Source organism: Alicyclobacillus sacchari, assembly GCF_004366795.1.
Lineage (GTDB): Bacteria > Bacillota > Bacilli > Alicyclobacillales > Alicyclobacillaceae > Alicyclobacillus > Alicyclobacillus sacchari.
This window is the reverse complement of sequence record NZ_SORF01000003.1, coordinates 69,422-86,584: the sequence shown is the minus strand read 5'-3', so window position 1 is coordinate 86,584 and position 17,163 is coordinate 69,422. Positions and strand designations below refer to the sequence as shown.

The 17,163-nt window shown below is 55.4% G+C and carries 13 protein-coding genes and 1 riboswitch; of the genes, 8 read left to right on the top strand and 5 right to left on the bottom strand.

Annotation, left to right across the window (positions count from 1 at the left end):
* Positions 1-23: 23 nt before the first annotated feature.
* From C7445_RS04110 to C7445_RS04100, 3 genes are read left to right on the top strand one after another with little or no spacing between them, the layout of a single operon-like run.
* A complete protein-coding gene (locus tag C7445_RS04110) occupies positions 24-1,181 on the top strand; it encodes an ABC transporter ATP-binding protein (protein ID WP_134158778.1) in 1,158 nt (385 codons plus the stop codon).
* Positions 1,153-1,785 carry an ABC transporter permease gene (locus tag C7445_RS04105; protein ID WP_134158777.1) on the top strand — a complete coding sequence of 211 codons (633 nt, stop codon included), beginning with the start codon at positions 1,153-1,155 and terminating at the stop codon, positions 1,783-1,785. Before C7445_RS04110 ends, C7445_RS04105 begins: the two co-directional genes overlap by 29 nt.
* Positions 1,786-1,817: 32 nt before the next feature.
* Positions 1,818-2,771, top strand: coding sequence for an ABC transporter substrate-binding protein (locus C7445_RS04100; protein ID WP_243834933.1), 954 nt, complete (start codon positions 1,818-1,820; stop codon positions 2,769-2,771).
* Positions 2,772-3,195: 424 nt separating this feature from the next.
* Here the strand turns inward: C7445_RS04100 and rocF are convergent, their stop codons facing one another.
* The 4 genes from rocF to pruA all read right to left on the bottom strand — a co-directional run bounded on the left by rocF (position 3,196) and on the right by pruA (position 8,248).
* Positions 3,196-4,092, bottom strand: coding sequence for an arginase (gene rocF / locus C7445_RS04095; protein ID WP_134158776.1), 897 nt, complete (start codon positions 4,090-4,092; stop codon positions 3,196-3,198).
* Between the two features lie 56 nt (positions 4,093-4,148).
* Entirely contained in the window at positions 4,149-5,420 is a 1,272-nt protein-coding gene (locus C7445_RS04090; RefSeq protein WP_134158925.1) for a Glu/Leu/Phe/Val family dehydrogenase, read from the bottom strand.
* A complete protein-coding gene (locus C7445_RS04085) occupies positions 5,417-6,628 on the bottom strand; it encodes an ornithine--oxo-acid transaminase (protein WP_134158775.1) in 1,212 nt (403 codons plus the stop codon). Before C7445_RS04085 ends, C7445_RS04090 begins: the two co-directional genes overlap by 4 nt.
* Positions 6,629-6,697: 69 nt before the next feature.
* The gene (gene pruA / locus C7445_RS04080) at positions 6,698-8,248 is read right to left on the bottom strand and encodes an L-glutamate gamma-semialdehyde dehydrogenase (RefSeq protein ID WP_134158774.1); all 1,551 of its coding nucleotides are present in this window, start codon (positions 8,246-8,248) and stop codon (positions 6,698-6,700) included.
* A gap of 297 nt (positions 8,249-8,545) precedes the next feature.
* Here pruA and C7445_RS04075 point away from each other — a divergent pair, with 297 nt between their 5' ends.
* From C7445_RS04075 to rpoN, 3 genes are all read left to right on the top strand, one after another.
* A complete protein-coding gene (locus C7445_RS04075) occupies positions 8,546-10,057 on the top strand; it encodes a sigma-54 interaction domain-containing protein (RefSeq protein ID WP_243834932.1) in 1,512 nt (503 codons plus the stop codon).
* Positions 10,058-10,344: 287 nt separating this feature from the next.
* Complete coding sequence (locus C7445_RS04070) at positions 10,345-11,757, top strand: amino acid permease (protein WP_134158773.1); 1,413 nt, start codon at positions 10,345-10,347, stop codon at positions 11,755-11,757.
* Between the two features lie 5 nt (positions 11,758-11,762).
* Positions 11,763-13,055: an RNA polymerase factor sigma-54 gene (gene rpoN, locus C7445_RS04065; protein ID WP_134158772.1), complete on the top strand. Its 1,293-nt coding sequence runs from the start codon at positions 11,763-11,765 to the stop codon at positions 13,053-13,055.
* A gap of 58 nt (positions 13,056-13,113) precedes the next feature.
* On the opposite strand, the gene C7445_RS04060 is transcribed toward rpoN, so the two are convergent.
* Entirely contained in the window at positions 13,114-13,506 is a 393-nt protein-coding gene (locus tag C7445_RS04060) for a hypothetical protein (RefSeq protein ID WP_134158771.1), read from the bottom strand.
* Positions 13,507-13,800: 294 nt separating this feature from the next.
* Positions 13,801-13,885: riboswitch (cyclic di-GMP riboswitch) on the bottom strand.
* A gap of 220 nt (positions 13,886-14,105) precedes the next feature.
* Here C7445_RS04060 and C7445_RS04055 point away from each other — a divergent pair.
* Both C7445_RS04055 and C7445_RS04050 read left to right on the top strand, forming a co-directional pair.
* Positions 14,106-15,767, top strand: a complete 1,662-nt coding sequence (locus C7445_RS04055) for a DUF4855 domain-containing protein (RefSeq protein WP_243834931.1) — start codon at positions 14,106-14,108, stop codon at positions 15,765-15,767.
* Complete coding sequence (locus C7445_RS04050) at positions 15,754-17,163, top strand: hypothetical protein (RefSeq protein ID WP_134158770.1); 1,410 nt, start codon at positions 15,754-15,756, stop codon at positions 17,161-17,163. The genes C7445_RS04055 and C7445_RS04050 overlap by 14 nt, the downstream gene beginning before the upstream one ends.

Below are 17,163 nucleotides of genomic sequence, written 5' to 3'. Positions count from 1 at the left end.
ATAGCTTTGGGAAAGGAGCGGGTATGACCAGATCAATCGAATTTACTTCTGTATACAAAAGTTTTGGTGGGAAAAGTATCGTCCAAGATCTGAACCTGTCTATTGAAAAAGGACATTTGGTAACGCTGATTGGTCCGTCAGGATGTGGAAAAACGACGACCTTGAAGATGATCAACCGCTTGATCGAGCCGACGAGCGGGGCCATTTGTGTCAATGGCGTCGATCTATCGCAGGTAGACCCTGTGGAATTGCGGCGCGAAATCGGGTACGTCATTCAGCAGATTGGTCTTTTCCCACACTTGACCATCGAGGAAAACATCAGTTTGGTGCCTCGTATGAAAGGCATTCCAAAATCTGCATGTCTGCGCAGGGCCTATGAATTATTGGACTTGATGGGAATGGATCCGTCTGCTTTTGCCACGCGCTACCCGAAGCAGCTCAGTGGCGGGCAGCAACAGCGAGTAGGAGTGGCACGCGCACTCGCGGCTGATCCGGAGATTATTTTAATGGATGAGCCGTTTAGTGCCTTGGATCCCATTAGCCGTGAACAATTACAGGACGAGATCGCAAAGCTACAGGCAGAGCTACAAAAGACCATCGTTTTTGTCACACACGACATGGATGAGGCGTTGAAGATTGCGGACCAAATCGTTCTTATGCAGCACGGGAAAATCATTCAACACGATGTACCGGAACAAATCTTGCGGCACCCGAAGAACGATTTCGTCCGGCAATTTGTTGGGGAGAAGCGATTTGCACAAGCGGGAACGCGAGCCGTCGTTGACGATGCCATCGTGCAAGCTATCACCGTTCGGCCGAACCGGGGGATTGCGGAGTGCATTCAATTGATGCGAACCAGGAGAGTGAATGCGCTCATTGTGACGGATCGCAGCGGTCACTACCTAGGCGTTGTGGATGCGGTGCGTGTCCTTGACAGATTCGCCGACGAAGGCGCGACAGCGGCGACGGTGATGAATCGGGATGTCCCTGTCATTCATCCAAACGAAGAAGTTGCGCGAGTCGTGCAGTTGCTGCAGGGCGAGGGCCATGGATTTTTGCCGGTTCTGGACGACGAGGGACGGTTATTGGGCGCCGTCACCCGTGGCAGTGTGCTGAAGCTGATGACACCAACCGGTGAGGAGGTGCGCGACAGTGCCGCTTTGGCAAGCGTTCAACAGTAATTGGGGGGCGTTGGGGACGGCGCTTGCGCAACACATTTATTTAAGCGTAATCGCCATCTTGATCGCGTCAGTGATATCGATCCCGCTAGGTATCTACATCACCAGCCACCCGCGACTGGCCAACGTCGCACTGACGGTGGTGTCGATCATTCAGACGATCCCGAGCCTAGCTCTGTTGGGCTTCATGGTTCCACTGTTTGGTATCGGGATGTTACCGGCTGTGATTGCGCTGGTGCTCTATGCCTTGCTGCCGATCGTGAGAAATACGTACACAGGCATTATGGAAGTCGACCAAAGTTTGATTGAAGCGGCACGCGGGATGGGCATGACCAAGTGGCAAACGCTCTTTCGCGTTCAGTTGCCGCTTGCGCGAAACGTGATGATGGCAGGGCTTCGTACCGCCACCGTGTTGACCATCGGGGTGGCGACACTGGCCACGTTTATTGGAGCAGGCGGACTCGGCGATCTGATCATGCGTGGCGTCAATATGATCGATCCGCCTTTGATCCTGGTGGGCGCGATTCCGGCGGCACTGCTCGCCATTGTGTTCGATCAGCTTTTGAACTGGATTGACCGGCGCATGACGCCGCGTGGATTGAGATAAAGAGTCAGGCTTGGTTGCTAGGAGGTAGTGGTTTGGATAGATTGGGGCGTTGTTGGACGATGTTCACGAGTCTTTTCAAAGGTCGTCGTCGGGTGCGAACGGTCGGCTATTCGGCGATGTCAGTTGCGCTTGTTGCCGCTGTTGCGGGCTGTGGCACGGGTGGGGCAAGCGGTAGCAATACTATTGTCGTCGGCGGTAAAAACTTTACAGAGCAGCTCATTATGGCGAACGTATTGAAGCTATTGATTCAGCACGATGACCCGAAACTGCACGTCGTGATGAAAGACAATCTCGATACCAATGTGCTTTGGAACGCGATGAAAAATGGGGATGTCGACACCTATGTCGAGTATACAGGGACGGGACTCGTCAATATCTTGCACGATCAGGTAACTGAAAATCCGAACAAGGCGTACGACGAAGTGAAGCAGCAGTTTGAACAAAAGTACCATGTGACTTGGTTAAAGCCCATTGGGTTTAACGATACCTACGCGATGGTGATGCGCGCAAGCGAAGCGAAGCGGCTCGGCATATCTACACTTTCAGGGCTTGCTGCGCAATCTCCTTCATTGACCTTGGGCACAGAGCAAAACTTCGTCAGTCGCGACGACGGGTTGCCCGGCCTGGAGAAGGTATACGGTGCTCACTTCAAGGCGGTTAAGACCATGGAAGTCGGTTTGAAATATGAGGCTTTAATCGACAAGAAGGTCGACGTCGTGGATGGTTTCTCAACGGATCCGGAGATTCCTGAGTACCATCTGACTGTGTTGAAGGACAATCAAAACTTTTTCCCACCGTATTATGCAGTCCCTATCATTCGGGATAGTACCTTACAAGCACATCCGGAGTTGAGAGGAATTTTGAACAAGTTGAGCGGAACGTTGGACGATAGTCAGATGCAACGGTTGAATGCGCAAGTCGACATTGATAAGAAATCCCCTTCCGAGGTTGCCAAGGAGTGGCTTACGCAAAAGGGATTGATCTGATGTTGGCTTATCATTTGGGTCACACAGGAAGTCGGACGAGAAGCTCCCGAGTGAGCTTCTCGTCGATTTGTAGACTTGAAGTGGTGCGCATAAGGTGGGATGGGTGCTATGTATGAATGGAGGCAAGTCAGCCATGATATGGCCTGGCATGTCATAGGTGCTGAGCGCATAGGTTGGGACGCATTGAAAGTTATCGGACTGCTTGTCCTTTCAAAAAACGCAATGGGGGATGCGCAGAGCGATTTGCCAGCCAAAAAGTTGTGTATCTGACGGACCCTAAACCAGCCAAACCCTTGACGTGGGGCAGAGGCCGAAAGCTAATCTCCCAGTACGCGCCAGAAGGCAGTCAATATGGAAGAGGGCCATCCAAGCTGGGGATTTACCCTCGCAGGATGGCCCTCTGCATCATGATTCCGTCTGGCGCTTACAGCACGCGTTTGCCGAAAAGCGATTCGACCAGTTCGACAGCCATGCGGCCGGTCTGGTTGCGGTGATCGAGAATCGGGTTGACCTCGACCACATCGACTGAAAGCAAGCTGCCCGATGCGGACAACAGCTCCATGGCAAGATGTCCTTCGCGGTAGGTGACGCCACCGTTGACCGGTGTGCCGACGCCCGGTGCGAACATCGGATCGAGGCCGTCCAAATCGAGGCTGAGATGGATGCCGTCCGTGTCTGTTGCCGCGAGTTCAATTGCCTTGCGCATTACTGCGTCCATACCCATGCGGTCAATGTCGGCCATGGTGAACACGTGAACGCCTGACTGGCGAATCAAGTTCGCCTCTGCCGGATCAATGGAGCGAGCTCCGACCAAAACGACATGATCCGCTTGTACCTTCGGGCGAATGCCACAAAGGTCTGTGAGCGCTTCGTGGCCAATGCCGAGGCTAGCAGCCAGCGGCATGCCGTGGATATTTCCAGAAGGCGTCGTTTCATGCGTGTTCATATCTCCGTGTGCATCGAACCAAATCACGCCAAACTGCTTCTTCGCCGCCGCCATGCCGGCTAAGCTGCCCATTGCGATGCTATGGTCGCCCCCCAGAATTACCGGTGTGTAGCCGCTTGTGACGACATCGCGGACTTGTTCCGCCAGGGCCTCACAGACAGACAACACTTCCTTCAGATATTTGAGCTTTTGATGCTCAATATGGCGTGTCTCTGGCGTGGGAACCATGACGTCACCACGATCCTTCACACGATAGCCAAGACGTTCGAGTTTTTCCTTGAGCCCAGCGTAGCGAATAGCGCTTGGCCCCATATCGACGCCGCGTCGATTCTGGCCGTAGTCGGAAGGTACGCCGATAATGTGAATTTCCTTCATGCTGGCCCCCTGCTTTCCTCATCAAATCTGTTCGATCTCGCTGCTTTCCCTGCGCGTTATAGCCAACCGCGCAACTGCGCGGCTTGCGCCGTGCGCTCAATACCTGTCATGTATGCGGCCAGGCGCATATCCACCTGGTGCCGCATCGAAGTCGCGTACACTTTTGCAAACGATTGACGCATGGCATGTGCGAGCCGCGCTTCCACCTCTTCGTGCGACCAATAGTATCCTTGGTTGTTCTGAACCCATTCGAAGTATGAAACCGTGACGCCTCCGGAGTTAGCGAGTACGTCTGGCACCAGCAGGATGCCGCGCTCGCTGACGATGCGTGTAGCCTCCAGGGTGGTGGGTCCGTTGGCCGCTTCGACGATGATGGACGCTTGGATGCGCTCAGCGTTTTCAGCCGTAATCTGGTTCTCAATCGCCGCGGGCACCAGGATATCACAAGGCTTCTCCAGCAATTCCTGATTGGTGATGGTCCGCTGAAAACGCGTGGTCACGGTTCCAAACGAGTCGCGCTGTTCCAGAAGCTCCGGTATCGGTAACCCTGTTTCATCGTACAGTGCGCCATACGCATCACTGATGCCAATCACACGCGCACCCATTTCATGCAAAAACTGCGCCAGGTAACTTCCTGCATTACCGAAACCCTGAATGATGATGCGAGCGTCTGTGAGCTGCAAGCCACGCCGCTTCGCCGCTTCCTCAATACAAATCAATACGCCGCGCGCGGTCGCCGTTTCGCGGCCTTCCGATCCGCCGAGTACCCGCGGTTTGCCGGTGATGAAGCCAGGTGAATCAAACTCGCGCAGGTGGCTATATTCATCCATCATCCACGCCATGATTTGCGAGTTGGTGAACACGTCGGGCGCTGGAATGTCTTTCGTCGGACCGACAATTTGACTGATGGCACGAACATAGGCACGGCTGACACGTTCGAGTTCGCCAAACGACATCTCGCGCGGATCGCAAATGACACCGCCTTTGCCTCCGCCATATGGCAAGCCGTTGATGCCGCACTTAATGGTCATCCAGAGTGATAACGCTTTGACCTCAGATTCCGTAACGTTCGGGTGAAAACGGACGCCGCCTTTCGTCGGCCCCACCGCATCCGAGTGCTGTGCGCGATATCCTGTGAAAACACGTACGCTGCCATCGTCCATGCGCACAGGGAAACGGACTGTCAGCATGCGCAAAGGTTCCTTCAGGAGATCGTAGTAATGTGGGCCGTAGCCGAGGCGCTCCAGGGCATTGCGGATCACTGTTTGTGCGGAGCGCAGAACATCCATTTCTTGATTGGCATCATGAATCAAGGAATCGGCAATCATGCTGTCACCTCGGAAAGTACGCGTGCAATCCGTTCGAACGCCCAATCCAGGTCCTCCTGGGAGATGATAAGAGGCGGCGCGAAGCGAATCGTGTTTTCGTGCGTTTCTTTGCAGAGCAAGCCTTCTTGTTTCAATCGCTCACAGTAGGGGCGGGCCTTGGTTGTCAATTCCACACCGACGAATAAGCCGCGGCCGCGAACCTCCTTGATGATGGGGCTTTCCACGGCGCTCAGACGTTCCAGAAAGGCTGCGCCGAGTATGCGCGAACGTTCGGCGAGGCCCTCTTCTTCCAACACGTCGAGTGCCGCGATGGCCACGGCCGCGCCGAGGGGGTTTCCACCAAACGTGGAGCCATGGGAACCGGGCTCAAATACGCCGAGAATGTCCTGGTCTGCTGCCACTGCCGAGACAGGGAACACGCCGCCGCCAAGTGCTTTGCCGATGATGTACATATCGGGAACAATCTGTTCCCATTCACACGCAAACATCTTGCCCGTCCGCCCAAGACCGGTCTGGATTTCATCGGCGATAAACAGGACATTGTGTTCCTTGCACAATTCATAAGCTTCGCGCAGATATCCCACCGGCGGCAACACGATACCCGCTTCACCCTGAATCGGTTCCACGAGGAAAGCTGCGGTGTTTGGCGTGACCGCCTGGCGCAAGGCTTCGATGTCGCCGTAGGGGACGATCCGGAAACCGGGCGTGAGCGGGCCGAAGCCACGTTGGTATTCGGCGTCCGAAGAGAACGAAATAATGGTCGTTGTGCGGCCGTGGAAGTTGCCGCTGCAGACGATGATTTCTGCCTGGTTCGCCGGCACATGTTTGATGTCATAGGCCCAACGCCGCGCCGCCTTGATGGCTGTTTCGACCGCTTCCGCGCCTGTGTTCATCGGCAAGATCATGTCTTTGCCTGTGAGTTTGGCCAAGCGTTCGTACATGATCCCCAATTTGTCGTTGTAAAACGCCCGCGACGTGAGGGTGATGCGATCCGCTTGATCTTTCAGCGCGGCAATGATCTTTGGATGGCGATGGCCTTGGTTGAGAGCGGAATACGCGCTCAGCATGTCGAGATAGCGATTGCCGTCTTCATCCCAAACCCAGACGCCTTCACCTTTCACAAGAACCACCGGAAGTGGATTGTAGTTTTTTGCCCCATACGTCTGTTCAAGGCGCAGTGCCTCGGAGTTGTGCGTGATGTCTGTCATATGCTGTCCATCCTTTCTCGATTCGGCTGCGGAGCCAAGCCAAGTGAGGTCGGCTTCGCGATCGCCTTCTTACAGCAATTCCGAGATCGCTTTCGGTTGCGTGAATAACAACAGATAATCAGGGCCGCCTGCTTTGGAGTCGGTACCTGACATCTGAAATCCGCCAAACGGGTGCACGCCCACCACCGCACCGGTGCACTTGCGGTTAAAGTACAGGTTGCCCACATGGAACTTGCGCCGTGCATAGGCGATGTGTTCTCGATCGCGCGTCAAGACGGACCCTGTCAGCCCGAATTCCGTCTGATTGGCCATGGCGATGGCCTCTTCAAAACTGGAGGCTTTGGCGAATGCGACAACAGGCCCGAAAATTTCTTCCTGCATGAGACGGGCCGTTGGCGCCACATCTGCGAACACGGTCGGTTGAACAAAGTAGCCACGCTCTTGCGATGCCTCACCGCCCGCGACGAGTCGGCCTTCCTGTTTGCCGATGTCGATGTAGCTGGTCACCTTGGCAAACGCTTTCTCGTCGATCACGGGTCCTGTGAAGTGGGCCTCATCACGCACGTCGCCCACCTTGAGCTCGCGGGTCAGCGCCGCGACACGTTCGATGAGCGGATCGTACAGCGAGGCATGCGCAATGACGCGCGAGCAGGCAGAACATTTCTGCCCAGAAAAGCCAAACGCGGATTGCACGATGATGCGCGCAGCCAGATCGATGTCGAAGCCTTCATCGACGACGATGGCGTCTTTGCCACCCATTTCTGCGACAAACCGCTTGATCCAGCGTTGACCGGGGATACGCTTGGCGGCCAATTCATTCATACGCAGACCGACGTGTTTCGATCCGGTGAACGAAATAAAACGAATATCCGGATGTTCGACCATGAAATCGCCGATTTCCTCCGGGTCTCCCGGAACAAAGTTGACCACGCCAGCGGGCAGTCCGGCTTCCATCAACGCTTCCATCATCTTATAGGCGATGATGGGCGTCTGGCTTGCGGGTTTCAGCAGGACGGTATTGCCTGCGACCACGGCTGACACCGTCATGCCTGTGACAATCGCCAGCGGGAAGTTCCACGGCGGTATGATGGCACCAACGCCGAGTGGAATGTACTCCATATGATTGTCTTCGCCAGGGAACGGCGTGAGTGCGGCATCGCCTCGTTGCGAAAGATCCAACATTTGACGTCCGTAATACTCGAGAAAATCAATGGCTTCCGCCGTGTCCGCATCGGCTTCCGCGCGGCTTTTACCTGATTCCAGCAACATCCATGCAGAAAATTCATGTTTGCGCCGGCGCAGGATAGCAGCTGTCTTAAATAAGAGTGCGGCACGATCGACGACAGGGGTTTCCGACCAGGATGCGAATGCGCGTTGTGCGGCGCAAAGCGCCTGCTCAATTTCCGGTTTGCCGGCTTTTGCCACGCGGCCGATCAGTTCCGTTTTGGCGGATGGATTATAAGATTCGAGATAGCGTCCGGTATCGACCGTTTCACCGCCGATGATCAAGGGATACGTCTTGCCGACTTGTGCTTGCACGTGTGCGAGCGCGATCGCAAACGATTCGCGGTTCTGGGATACCGAAAAATCGGTCAACGGTTCAGGACGGTAAGGAATCATGCCGTGTCCTCCTTCGTGTTGTCAGAAGGCGGGTGTGAAAACATCTGCCTGCCTGAAGTAATAAGCAAGAATCGTGCCAACCGTCTCAGGATGGATCTATGGCACCTTGAAAAACCTACTTGCGCAATACGGTTTGGGCGTGCAAACTGTATTTGCAGTTTGTCCATGAGACATGAGAGCATGGATGCTTGACTTCTCTGCATATTGATGCATCTTGCCGATGGGCGAGGCATCGCATGGCCGCATGTGGGTGGCCAGCCATTGGCAAAGCACGGTGAAGAATAGGTGGGACGTTCAGTGCAAGAGGTGCATCGCGTTCGACTACTTGAGGCCCTGCTGCAGGGATTGGACGAGGGCGTTCACGTGATCGACGCGAACGGTACGACGGTCTACTACAACAAACGAATGGCTGACATTGAAGGCATGCGGCCTGAGGATGTCATCGGCAAACGGGTCGAAGATGTGTTCACGTTCCCGGATGCGGCGGGCAGCACGCTTTTGCAAGCGGTGCGCTTGCGCAAATCGCGCGAAAATGTCAAGCAGACGTATTTCAACCAGAGCGGCAAGGCCATCACGACCATCAATCGCACGTATCCGATTCTCGTCGATGGTCAGGTCGTTGGCGCTGTTGAAATCGCGCGCGACGTGACGCCCGTAGAACGGCTGCAAAACAACTTGCTTGCACATTCGGGGGTTCGCTACACATTCGCCTCGATTGTCGGCGATAGCCCCGTGCTGCGCGACGTGATCGATCAGGCGATGCGAGCCGCACGCACGGATTCGTCGATTTTGATCATTGGGGAGACGGGAACGGGTAAGGAATTGTTCGCGCAAAGTGTGCATGCGGCGAGTGGTCGTCAGCACGGGCCTTTCGTCTCGCAAAATTGCGCTGCGATTCCAGAGGCGCTCATGGAAGGGCTACTCTTTGGCACGGCGCGGGGCGCCTTCACGGGAGCCGTGGATAGGCCGGGACTGCTCGAACAGGCGGACGGTGGTACGCTGCTGTTGGACGAGTTGAATTCATTGAGTCCGCCGCTGCAGGCGAAGCTGCTGCGCGTGTTGCAGGAGCGTGCGGTGCGGCGCGTGGGTGAACTCAAAGACAGGCCGATTGATGTTCGCGTACTGGCGACCATTAACGAAGATCCGCTGCACGCCATAGCGGCAGGGCGCCTACGCGAAGACCTGTACTATCGATTGAGTGTCGTAGCCCTCTTGGTGCCGCCGCTGCGGGATCGCAAAGAGGATATTCCGCAACTTGTCGCCATGTTCAGAGAGCGCCTGAATCGCCGCTTTGGCCTGTCTGTGGAGCAGATTGAGCCGACGTTGTTGCAGGCCTTTCTGGCCTACGATTGGCCGGGCAACGTCCGCGAGCTGGAACACATCATTGAGGGTGCGATGAACTTGGTGCAAGATGAGCGGGAACTGGGTTTGCAGCATGTACCGCTTCATCTGCGGCGCAAGTTGGAGCGAGCCATGCAAGGAGCGGCGCATGGCGCGGCGGCCGAGAACATACGGGATCGTGTGCAGGCGCGTGACCACGCGCGAGCCGGAGATCAACTTGATGCGGATGCGGCGGATGTGCAGGCGGCTGTGGTTGGTTCTGTGGACACGAATGCCGAGCCATCCGGAGCCGGTTGCGGGACGTGGCGGGAACGGGTACAAGAAGCGCAGCGGCAAGTATTGGTTGATGTGCTGTCCCGACATCAAGGAAATGTTTCGGCCACAGCAAGGGAATTGGGGCTCAGCCGACAGAATTTGCAGTATTGGTTGCGTGAGCTGAACGTCGATCCGGCAGCATATCGAACATAGGTTGCATGCTTATGCAATGAGCTAAACAACACCCTGGGTGCAAACACTCCTGGCACCTGAAAAGCCCGTTTGCACCTTGGTTGCCCGGCTTGTCGGTCAGTCAGGCTTCTTTTCTGCTCCGATTTGGCGCATCCAGCTAGGGGCGGCGAAACGTCGATCGCGTCGATGCTTCACGACGACTCGCGATAACATGTGCTTGGCATGAATCTTGCTAATTCATAATCATCACAAGGTGGATGTATTGTATGTTCTTTTGAAAGCGCTATCAATTGTGGGGGAGGGCGATTATGCAACAACTGGATCAGATTATGGAGAAAGAGTCGCAACTTCGGCGGGGCATGCAGGCGCGCCACATGTTCATGATCTCGATTGGTGGAGTGATCGGCACCGGGCTCTTTTTGAGCTCGGGATACACGGTCAATCAAGCTGGGCCGGGTGGTGCTGTGCTTGCGTACGTAATTGGAGGTATCATCGTTTCCATCGTCATGATGTGTTTGGGCGAGTTGGCAACCGCCATGCCTGTGGCGGGATCGTTCAAGACATATGCTCAGGAATTCATCAGTCCGTCCGTTGGCTATTTGAGTGCCTGGCTGTATTGGCTGAATGGGGCGTTCACCATTGGCGGCGAATGGATTGCCGCGACCATTATCATCCACCAATACCTTCCTGGTGTGCCTTTGTGGGTGTGGTACGCGCTCTTTGCAGCCATTTATTTGGCGTTGAACGTCACGCGGGTAGGCGTCTATGGCGAGTCGGAATTTTGGTTCGCAAGCATCAAGGTATTTGGCATCGTCGCCGCCTGTATTGCTGGTGTGCTTGCGATTTTTGGGTTGACCGGCCATCATCCCATTGGCCTTCACAATTACACCGGCCAAGGTGGCCTGTTCCCACATGGTGTTGGCGCCGTCTTCATGGCATTGGTGCCTGTCAGTTTCGCATACAGTGGCACAGAATTGATTGGTATTGCCGCTGGGGAAAGTAAGGATCCGGCGCGATCCGTCCCGCGCGCGGTACGTAGTACCAGCGTTCGCACATTGTTGTTCTACGTCATTTCGATGATTGTCTTGGTGGGTATTATTCCTTGGCAAAAGGCCGGCTTGAATGACAGTCCATTTGCGACTATATTCCAAGTTGCGGGAATTCCATATGCTCGGCTGATCATGGATATGATCGTTATTACATCTGCACTGTCCGCGGGATCATCATGGACCTACGCGTCCTCCCGGCTTCTCTGGTCGATGGCGCTCGACGGCATGGCACCTCGCTTTTTGACGCGATTGAGCAAGGCTCAGGTACCTGTTTGGTCGGTGCTGGCCACCCTTGTCATTGGTACGTTGTCACTGTGGCTTTATCAAGTTTCACCCAATACGCTGTACTTGTGGATTGTCTCTGGAATCGGTCTAATTGCGGTGCTTTCCTGGGCCATCATTTGCGCTTCACAAATTGGATTTCGCCGTAAGTATGTGCGCGATGGTGGAGACGTGCGGGCTTTGGCGTATCGCACGCCGCTGTACCCGATTTTGCCGATTGCCGGCGTTGTATTGAATTTGGCCATTGCTGTCAGCCTGATCTTTATTCCGGGACAGCGGATGGCGATTTATGCGGGCGTGCCCATTATCGTCATCGTTTTGCTCAGTTACTATCTATTCTATCGGCGGCGGATTCAGGTTCCCATGAAGCAACAAACCATGACGGAGTGATTGCCATGGATATGGCATTTTGCGGGGAAATGCAGCAGACGCAGCGGCTTGTCATGACTGCAGAGATGCGGCAGGCACTGGCTGTTTTGCAATCCTCGTCGTCTGAACTGGCAGACATGTTGGAGCACATGGCGCAAGACAACCCTTGCCTGGAATGGGAGTGGCCATGGGCGGTGGCTTCTGGCGAGTTCCCCAGACAAGGTGCCACGGCGCCATGGAGCTTCGATGCCGTCTATCAATATCCGGCACAGCGGACCCTTGCCGATGAGCTTTGTGCGCAGTTGCGGGTGATGCCGCTTCCGTCACGCACCTTGCGAGTTGCGCAACAACTGGCGTGCAGCCTAGATGAGCGCGGCTATTGTACAGATTCGTTGGACGTCGTGGCTGTTCGGCTTGGCGTCCCTGTGCGGGAGGTGGAGGAGGCCTTATCTGCTCTGCAAGACTGTGAACCTTCAGGGGTTGGTGCGCGGAATCTGGAGGAGTGCCTGATTCTGCAACTGGACAAAATCGAACCCCCTTACCGCACATTGGCGCGTAAGGTGATCGATCATCTGAACGATTTGGGGCAGGGGAAACTGCGATTGGTTGCGCGAAACTGTCACGTTTCGTTGGATGAAATCTATGAAGTACTTGCACAGTTTCGCCGTCTCACGCCGCGCCCGGGTGCGGCATGGTGCAAAGAGCCGTTGTCGCTTGTTCCTCCGGACGTCGTCGTTGAACAGGCCGGAGACGCGTTCATGGTGCGCGTGCATGAAAGTGCCGAACCACGCTTGTGGGTCTCACCGTCATACCGCGCACTTTGGATATCCGGCGGGACGGAGGTACGGGCGTTCTTAGCCGCGCGTTTACGCGCTATCGAGCGCATGGCTAAGGCCATTGAAACACGCCGTATGACCATGCTACGGGTGGCTGAAGTGATTGTCGCGCGGCAGCTTAACTTCTTAAGACATGGGCCGGGACACATGCGTCCGCTCACGCTGCGCGAGGTGGCTCAGGAATTGGAGATGCACGAGTCCACCGTCAGTCGAGCGATCCGCAACAAGAGCATGAAGACGCCATTCGGGGTGTGGGCGATGGATGCGTTCTTCCCGGCGCAACTTGCCGCATCTGACTTCTCTGCAGAAGCGGTACAGCATCTCATGCGTTCGCTGATCGCTCTAGAAGATGCGCGCAATCCGCTCTCCGACGCCGAGATCGTGTTGCGCTTGGCGAAACAGGGCGTTGCCTTGTCACGTCGGACTGTGGCGAAATACCGTGAGCAGATGGGTATCCCCAGTTCACAAAAGCGGCGGCGATAGGCGGGAGCAACCATGCGAGTCTTGCCGCGCGTAGGTCATGCTCCCGCTTCTCGCTGCTTCATGCGTCAGATTCAGTTTGGTCGCTTGGTTCGATGGGTTGTTCTGTGTTGGGTGGAGTGGTGTGCTTGGTTTGTGGCGCTTCGTAGTTGTCTGTGTCTTCCTGTGTGTCTCGGAGGTCAAACATAGCCATGAACTCGTCGCGCATCATGTCAACTGCCTTGAGTTCGCCCGCGATCACGGGATGAATGGATGTGAGTTCAGGTTGTTCCAATTGCCGGATCAGGGTTGCGCGCCGCACATTGAGCGTTTCCAGAAAGGCCAGTGCTCGCCCGCGGCGAAACGTTTGTGGGCCGATCCCGTGTTTCGGGTGATCGTGCGGGGCTCTGCCAGGTTTGTGGTGCCTGCCGTGTGAACCGTGATGGTCGTGTGTTTCCCTGTCAACGTGTTGCATGCCAACACACTCCTCTGTATACAAATGTATTCGATTTGCGAGATCATTGTATACAAACGCATACAAAGGGTCAATGGGGCATAAACGACATCAGGGATGGACCTCTCTGCGAGTATCCATCCCTGATTCGGTTGGTTTTGTGTACTCATTGTTCGCGGAGACTTTTATAGTCTCCCTTCTTCTGTCTAACCCTTTGACCCCAGTTTGGCCACCCGTTGCTTGAACGTTCATGGATGTCTAGATACGAAGGCGTGCAACGAGTAACGCGGACAACACAAAAACCACCCAGATGTAGTATCGGGTGGCCGGTTGCACAATTCACTCCCCTAAGCCTATGTGCCCACTTTACCGGCTTAGGATCTTCGTGTCCACGCTCAAAGTATATGAAGATTACAAAGACCTTATACACATTATATGGACGAGACTATGACTTTGTCAATGAATTTTTGATAGATTGGAAATCCCATGCTGACGTGGTGCAAATTTAGCACAATGCCCTTAGAAATTGGACTTGACTTTCGAAAGGTATCGTTGACTAGATTGTCGTTCGTTGTCGAAGCGGGATCGGCAAGTTCGTCGTGATGAGGAAGGTGTCATGGTTGTTCAGTAAGCGAAAAATGTGGGCGGCGACCGCGATGGCTCTTTGCGCACTAGCGGCCGCCTCGCTCGATCCGCCGCGCATCGCCTTGGCCGCAGCTGCGGGGACAGGCAGTGCGACAGGGGCGGCGGGATCGGAGGGCGCAAATGTCAGCAGCGCCATGACGGATCTGACATCGCAGGGTGCCCTATCCATTGCGGTGAGCGGTATACCGGATGCTACGTTCGCACGGGAGGAAACATCGTATCAAAGCGATGTGACACAGATGTCTGGGTGGCGAGGCTTCAGCCATCAGGGGAGTCGCACCATCACGTTGACGTTTACGTCTCCAGTCGACGTGAAGTCCATTCACATTCAGGCCTTGCAAAACTTTTCGCTTGGTATCTATTTCCCCAGTGATGTCGAGTTTCAGTTTGACCAAAACGGTCAATGGTACACGGCAGGGCAGCGCCCTTCTGCAATACCGCAAAGCGATCAGCGTGTGATGACACAGACGTTTGCCTGGTCGAGTGCGGCTGGGATCGAGGCGTCGGCGGTGCGGCTCGTCATTCCCGTTGACGTTTGGGTGTTCGTCAATGGTTTTGACGTACAAGGTTCACGAACAGAGCGCGGTCTGGCGGCTAGCACCTTGCCGAAAGTGGTGGCAGCATCCATCAAGGCGCCCGGTCCGTTGCTGCCATCGGCACCCAATGCCGCCGGTATTCGCAATATGTTGCTCGTACAAACGGGGGCCAATGGCAGTCAAGGCACGTGGTCCGTCCAGGACTTCGAACCTATGCTCGCTTATGTAACGGAGCGCGGACAGATGACCAAACCTCTGTTCGACACGATGCTCTTTCTGCCCTATGGCTCAGTACAGGACACAGAGCAAGGCTTGTCCGCCTATCTTCAGGATTTATTTGCCCCTGGGAAGCAATTGAGCGCCTTGAACCAGGCGGTTGCTGTCGTCAATCAGGCGTTGCACCGCCCGGGATATCAGGAAAAAGTCGTGCTTTCGTTGCCGTATTTTGCATATGGGCTGATCGACTTCGGAGCCGTCGACGGGAAAGACGTGCAATTTGATGGCGGCTCTGGCGATCCAAATGGATTGGCGGGTCGCGAACAGGCAGAGACCTGGTATGTCCACCAATTGCTCGACGATTGGAAGAAAGCGGATTTCAAAAATTTGAAACTGGTCGGGTTCTACTGGAACGAGGAACAGTATCGCCAAACGATGCCCGGTGAAGCTCCATATATCCAATTTGCTTCCGCTCTAGCCAAAGCGAACAATCTACCTTTGTTCTGGATCCCGTACTATGGTGCTGGCGGCGTCTGGCAGTGGCAATCACTCGGCTTTACGGCAGCGTGGATTCAGCCGAACTTCGTCGAGCAGGGGCAACAGGCCGATCTCGCCCGCATGACCAATGCCACCGAGACCGCGTCGCGGCTCGGGCTTGGCGTTGAGGTGGAGTTGACAGGCATCGATGTCGAGCATCAGGCAGTGTACGATAGTTCGCTTGCCCAGTTGAGCGCTGACGGCTATGGAACAGGCGAAGCCTCGCATGCATACTACGACGGTTCAAAACTCCTGTTGACTTCGGAGCGATCACAGGGCAGTGAACGCATTGCGTATGACACGACAGCGAGTTTCATTGCGGGGGTGGGTATTCATGGCGGATCGTAAGACATGGGTGTTGGGAACTGCGATGCTCGCAGTCATTGCGGGAAGCGCCGTGGTGCCAGTGACGCAGGCGTCTGTCATACACAAGTCCTCGATCATGGAGCAGCGGGCCATCGTGTTGAATGGGCAGTCCACGCTGGCGAAACCGTACACGTTCTCGCAAAACGGTATGGTCTACATGCCGCTGTGGTACGTGATGAGCGCTCTGCAGCAGATGGGCTTTGTCAGCACGTGGAAGCAGGGTGTCTGGAATGTCACGGTGCCCGTTTCCATTCCCGTCGACACGAGCCCGGATACGGAGAGTGCAGGTAATGTCGCGATCGCCATCAACGGGACGGTCGTCCAGCGTTTACAAGGTGTCGCGGCGGCAGATCCAGCTTCCGGCAAACAGGCGATGTTCTTCCCAGTGGCGAATATCGAGCAATTGTTGGCCCGCTTAGGCATCGGCGCAACCTGGGACGGCACGACGCTGTCGCTCGATACGAGTGCGCTGCCAACAGCTTTGCCCGCAGATCAAGTGGGTGTATGGAGCCTGCTCGTCGCGGTCGACCAAGCGTTTGGCGTCTCCCCAGATACATCAGGGAGCAGTTCGTATACCGATTTGTCGACGAATTCGCCGGCCTGGGGCTATGTGCATGCCAGCATGGAAAAAGGGATATACCAGCCGATCTCGGCGAGCGCGGCAGGTGTCTTTGCGCCGCTGACGCCGGCGACGGCAGTTCAAATCCTGTGGCATGCTTACGGCATGAATGCAAGCGATGCGGCTTATCAACCAGGGGGTGCGCCGGCAGCGTGGGCGTCGGCTGTTGGATTGATGCCGGCTTCCTGGCAATCGACAAATTTCCTTACGCCGCAGGAATTGGCGACCTTGGTGTCGAATCTCCACAATACCCTTCAGGGTTTTGTCGAAACGGCCAAGAACACGTGGCAGATTTGTTATCCCATCGCGGACGAGGCTGTCGCATCGTTCACAGGAGACAGCCGCGGCGGTCAGCCGTTTTTTTCGTCGGATGCATCCATACAAAGCGCCGTGGAGCAGACCTACCAATTCTTTGACTCCCTGCGTGTCGTCAAGCAGGGCAACCAGTATGTATTGGTGGTGCCAACCCCGCCAACGGGCACAGGATTCGGTTACATCACTACATTTGGCAACGTCACCTATGAGATTTCCGGGCAGAGTAAGTGGACAAATACGTTTGCACTTGACACACGCAATCTTCAGTGGCCGAAGGGCCACACGCTTTGGGTTCAGATCCCCTCTTCTGGGCTAACCGTTACATGGAATCTCATGTTGCCGCAACTTTCGGGAACCGTGGTGCTCGGTGAGATTCAATTGTCGGCGAGTACGCAGGGCCCACAAGTACAGCGGATCAACATCAATTCGACAACCGCTTCATGA

Excerpts from the sequence above, each read along its gene's own strand:
- C7445_RS04110 (WP_134158778.1), top strand. The coding sequence starts at position 24 with ATGACCAGATCAATCGAATTTACTTCTGTATACAAAAGTTTTGGTGGG.
- C7445_RS04085 (WP_134158775.1), bottom strand. The coding sequence starts at position 6,628 with ATGACAGACATCACGCACAACTCCGAGGCACTGCGCCTTGAACAGACG.
- rpoN (WP_134158772.1), top strand. The coding sequence starts at position 11,763 with ATGGATATGGCATTTTGCGGGGAAATGCAGCAGACGCAGCGGCTTGTC.
- C7445_RS04050 (WP_134158770.1), top strand. The coding sequence starts at position 15,754 with ATGGCGGATCGTAAGACATGGGTGTTGGGAACTGCGATGCTCGCAGTC.
- C7445_RS04090 (WP_134158925.1), bottom strand. The coding sequence starts at position 5,420 with ATGATTGCCGATTCCTTGATTCATGATGCCAATCAAGAAATGGATGTT.
- rocF (WP_134158776.1), bottom strand. The coding sequence starts at position 4,092 with ATGAAGGAAATTCACATTATCGGCGTACCTTCCGACTACGGCCAGAAT.
- C7445_RS04070 (WP_134158773.1), top strand. The coding sequence starts at position 10,345 with ATGCAACAACTGGATCAGATTATGGAGAAAGAGTCGCAACTTCGGCGG.
- pruA (WP_134158774.1), bottom strand. The coding sequence starts at position 8,248 with ATGATTCCTTACCGTCCTGAACCGTTGACCGATTTTTCGGTATCCCAG.
- C7445_RS04060 (WP_134158771.1), bottom strand. The coding sequence starts at position 13,506 with ATGCAACACGTTGACAGGGAAACACACGACCATCACGGTTCACACGGC.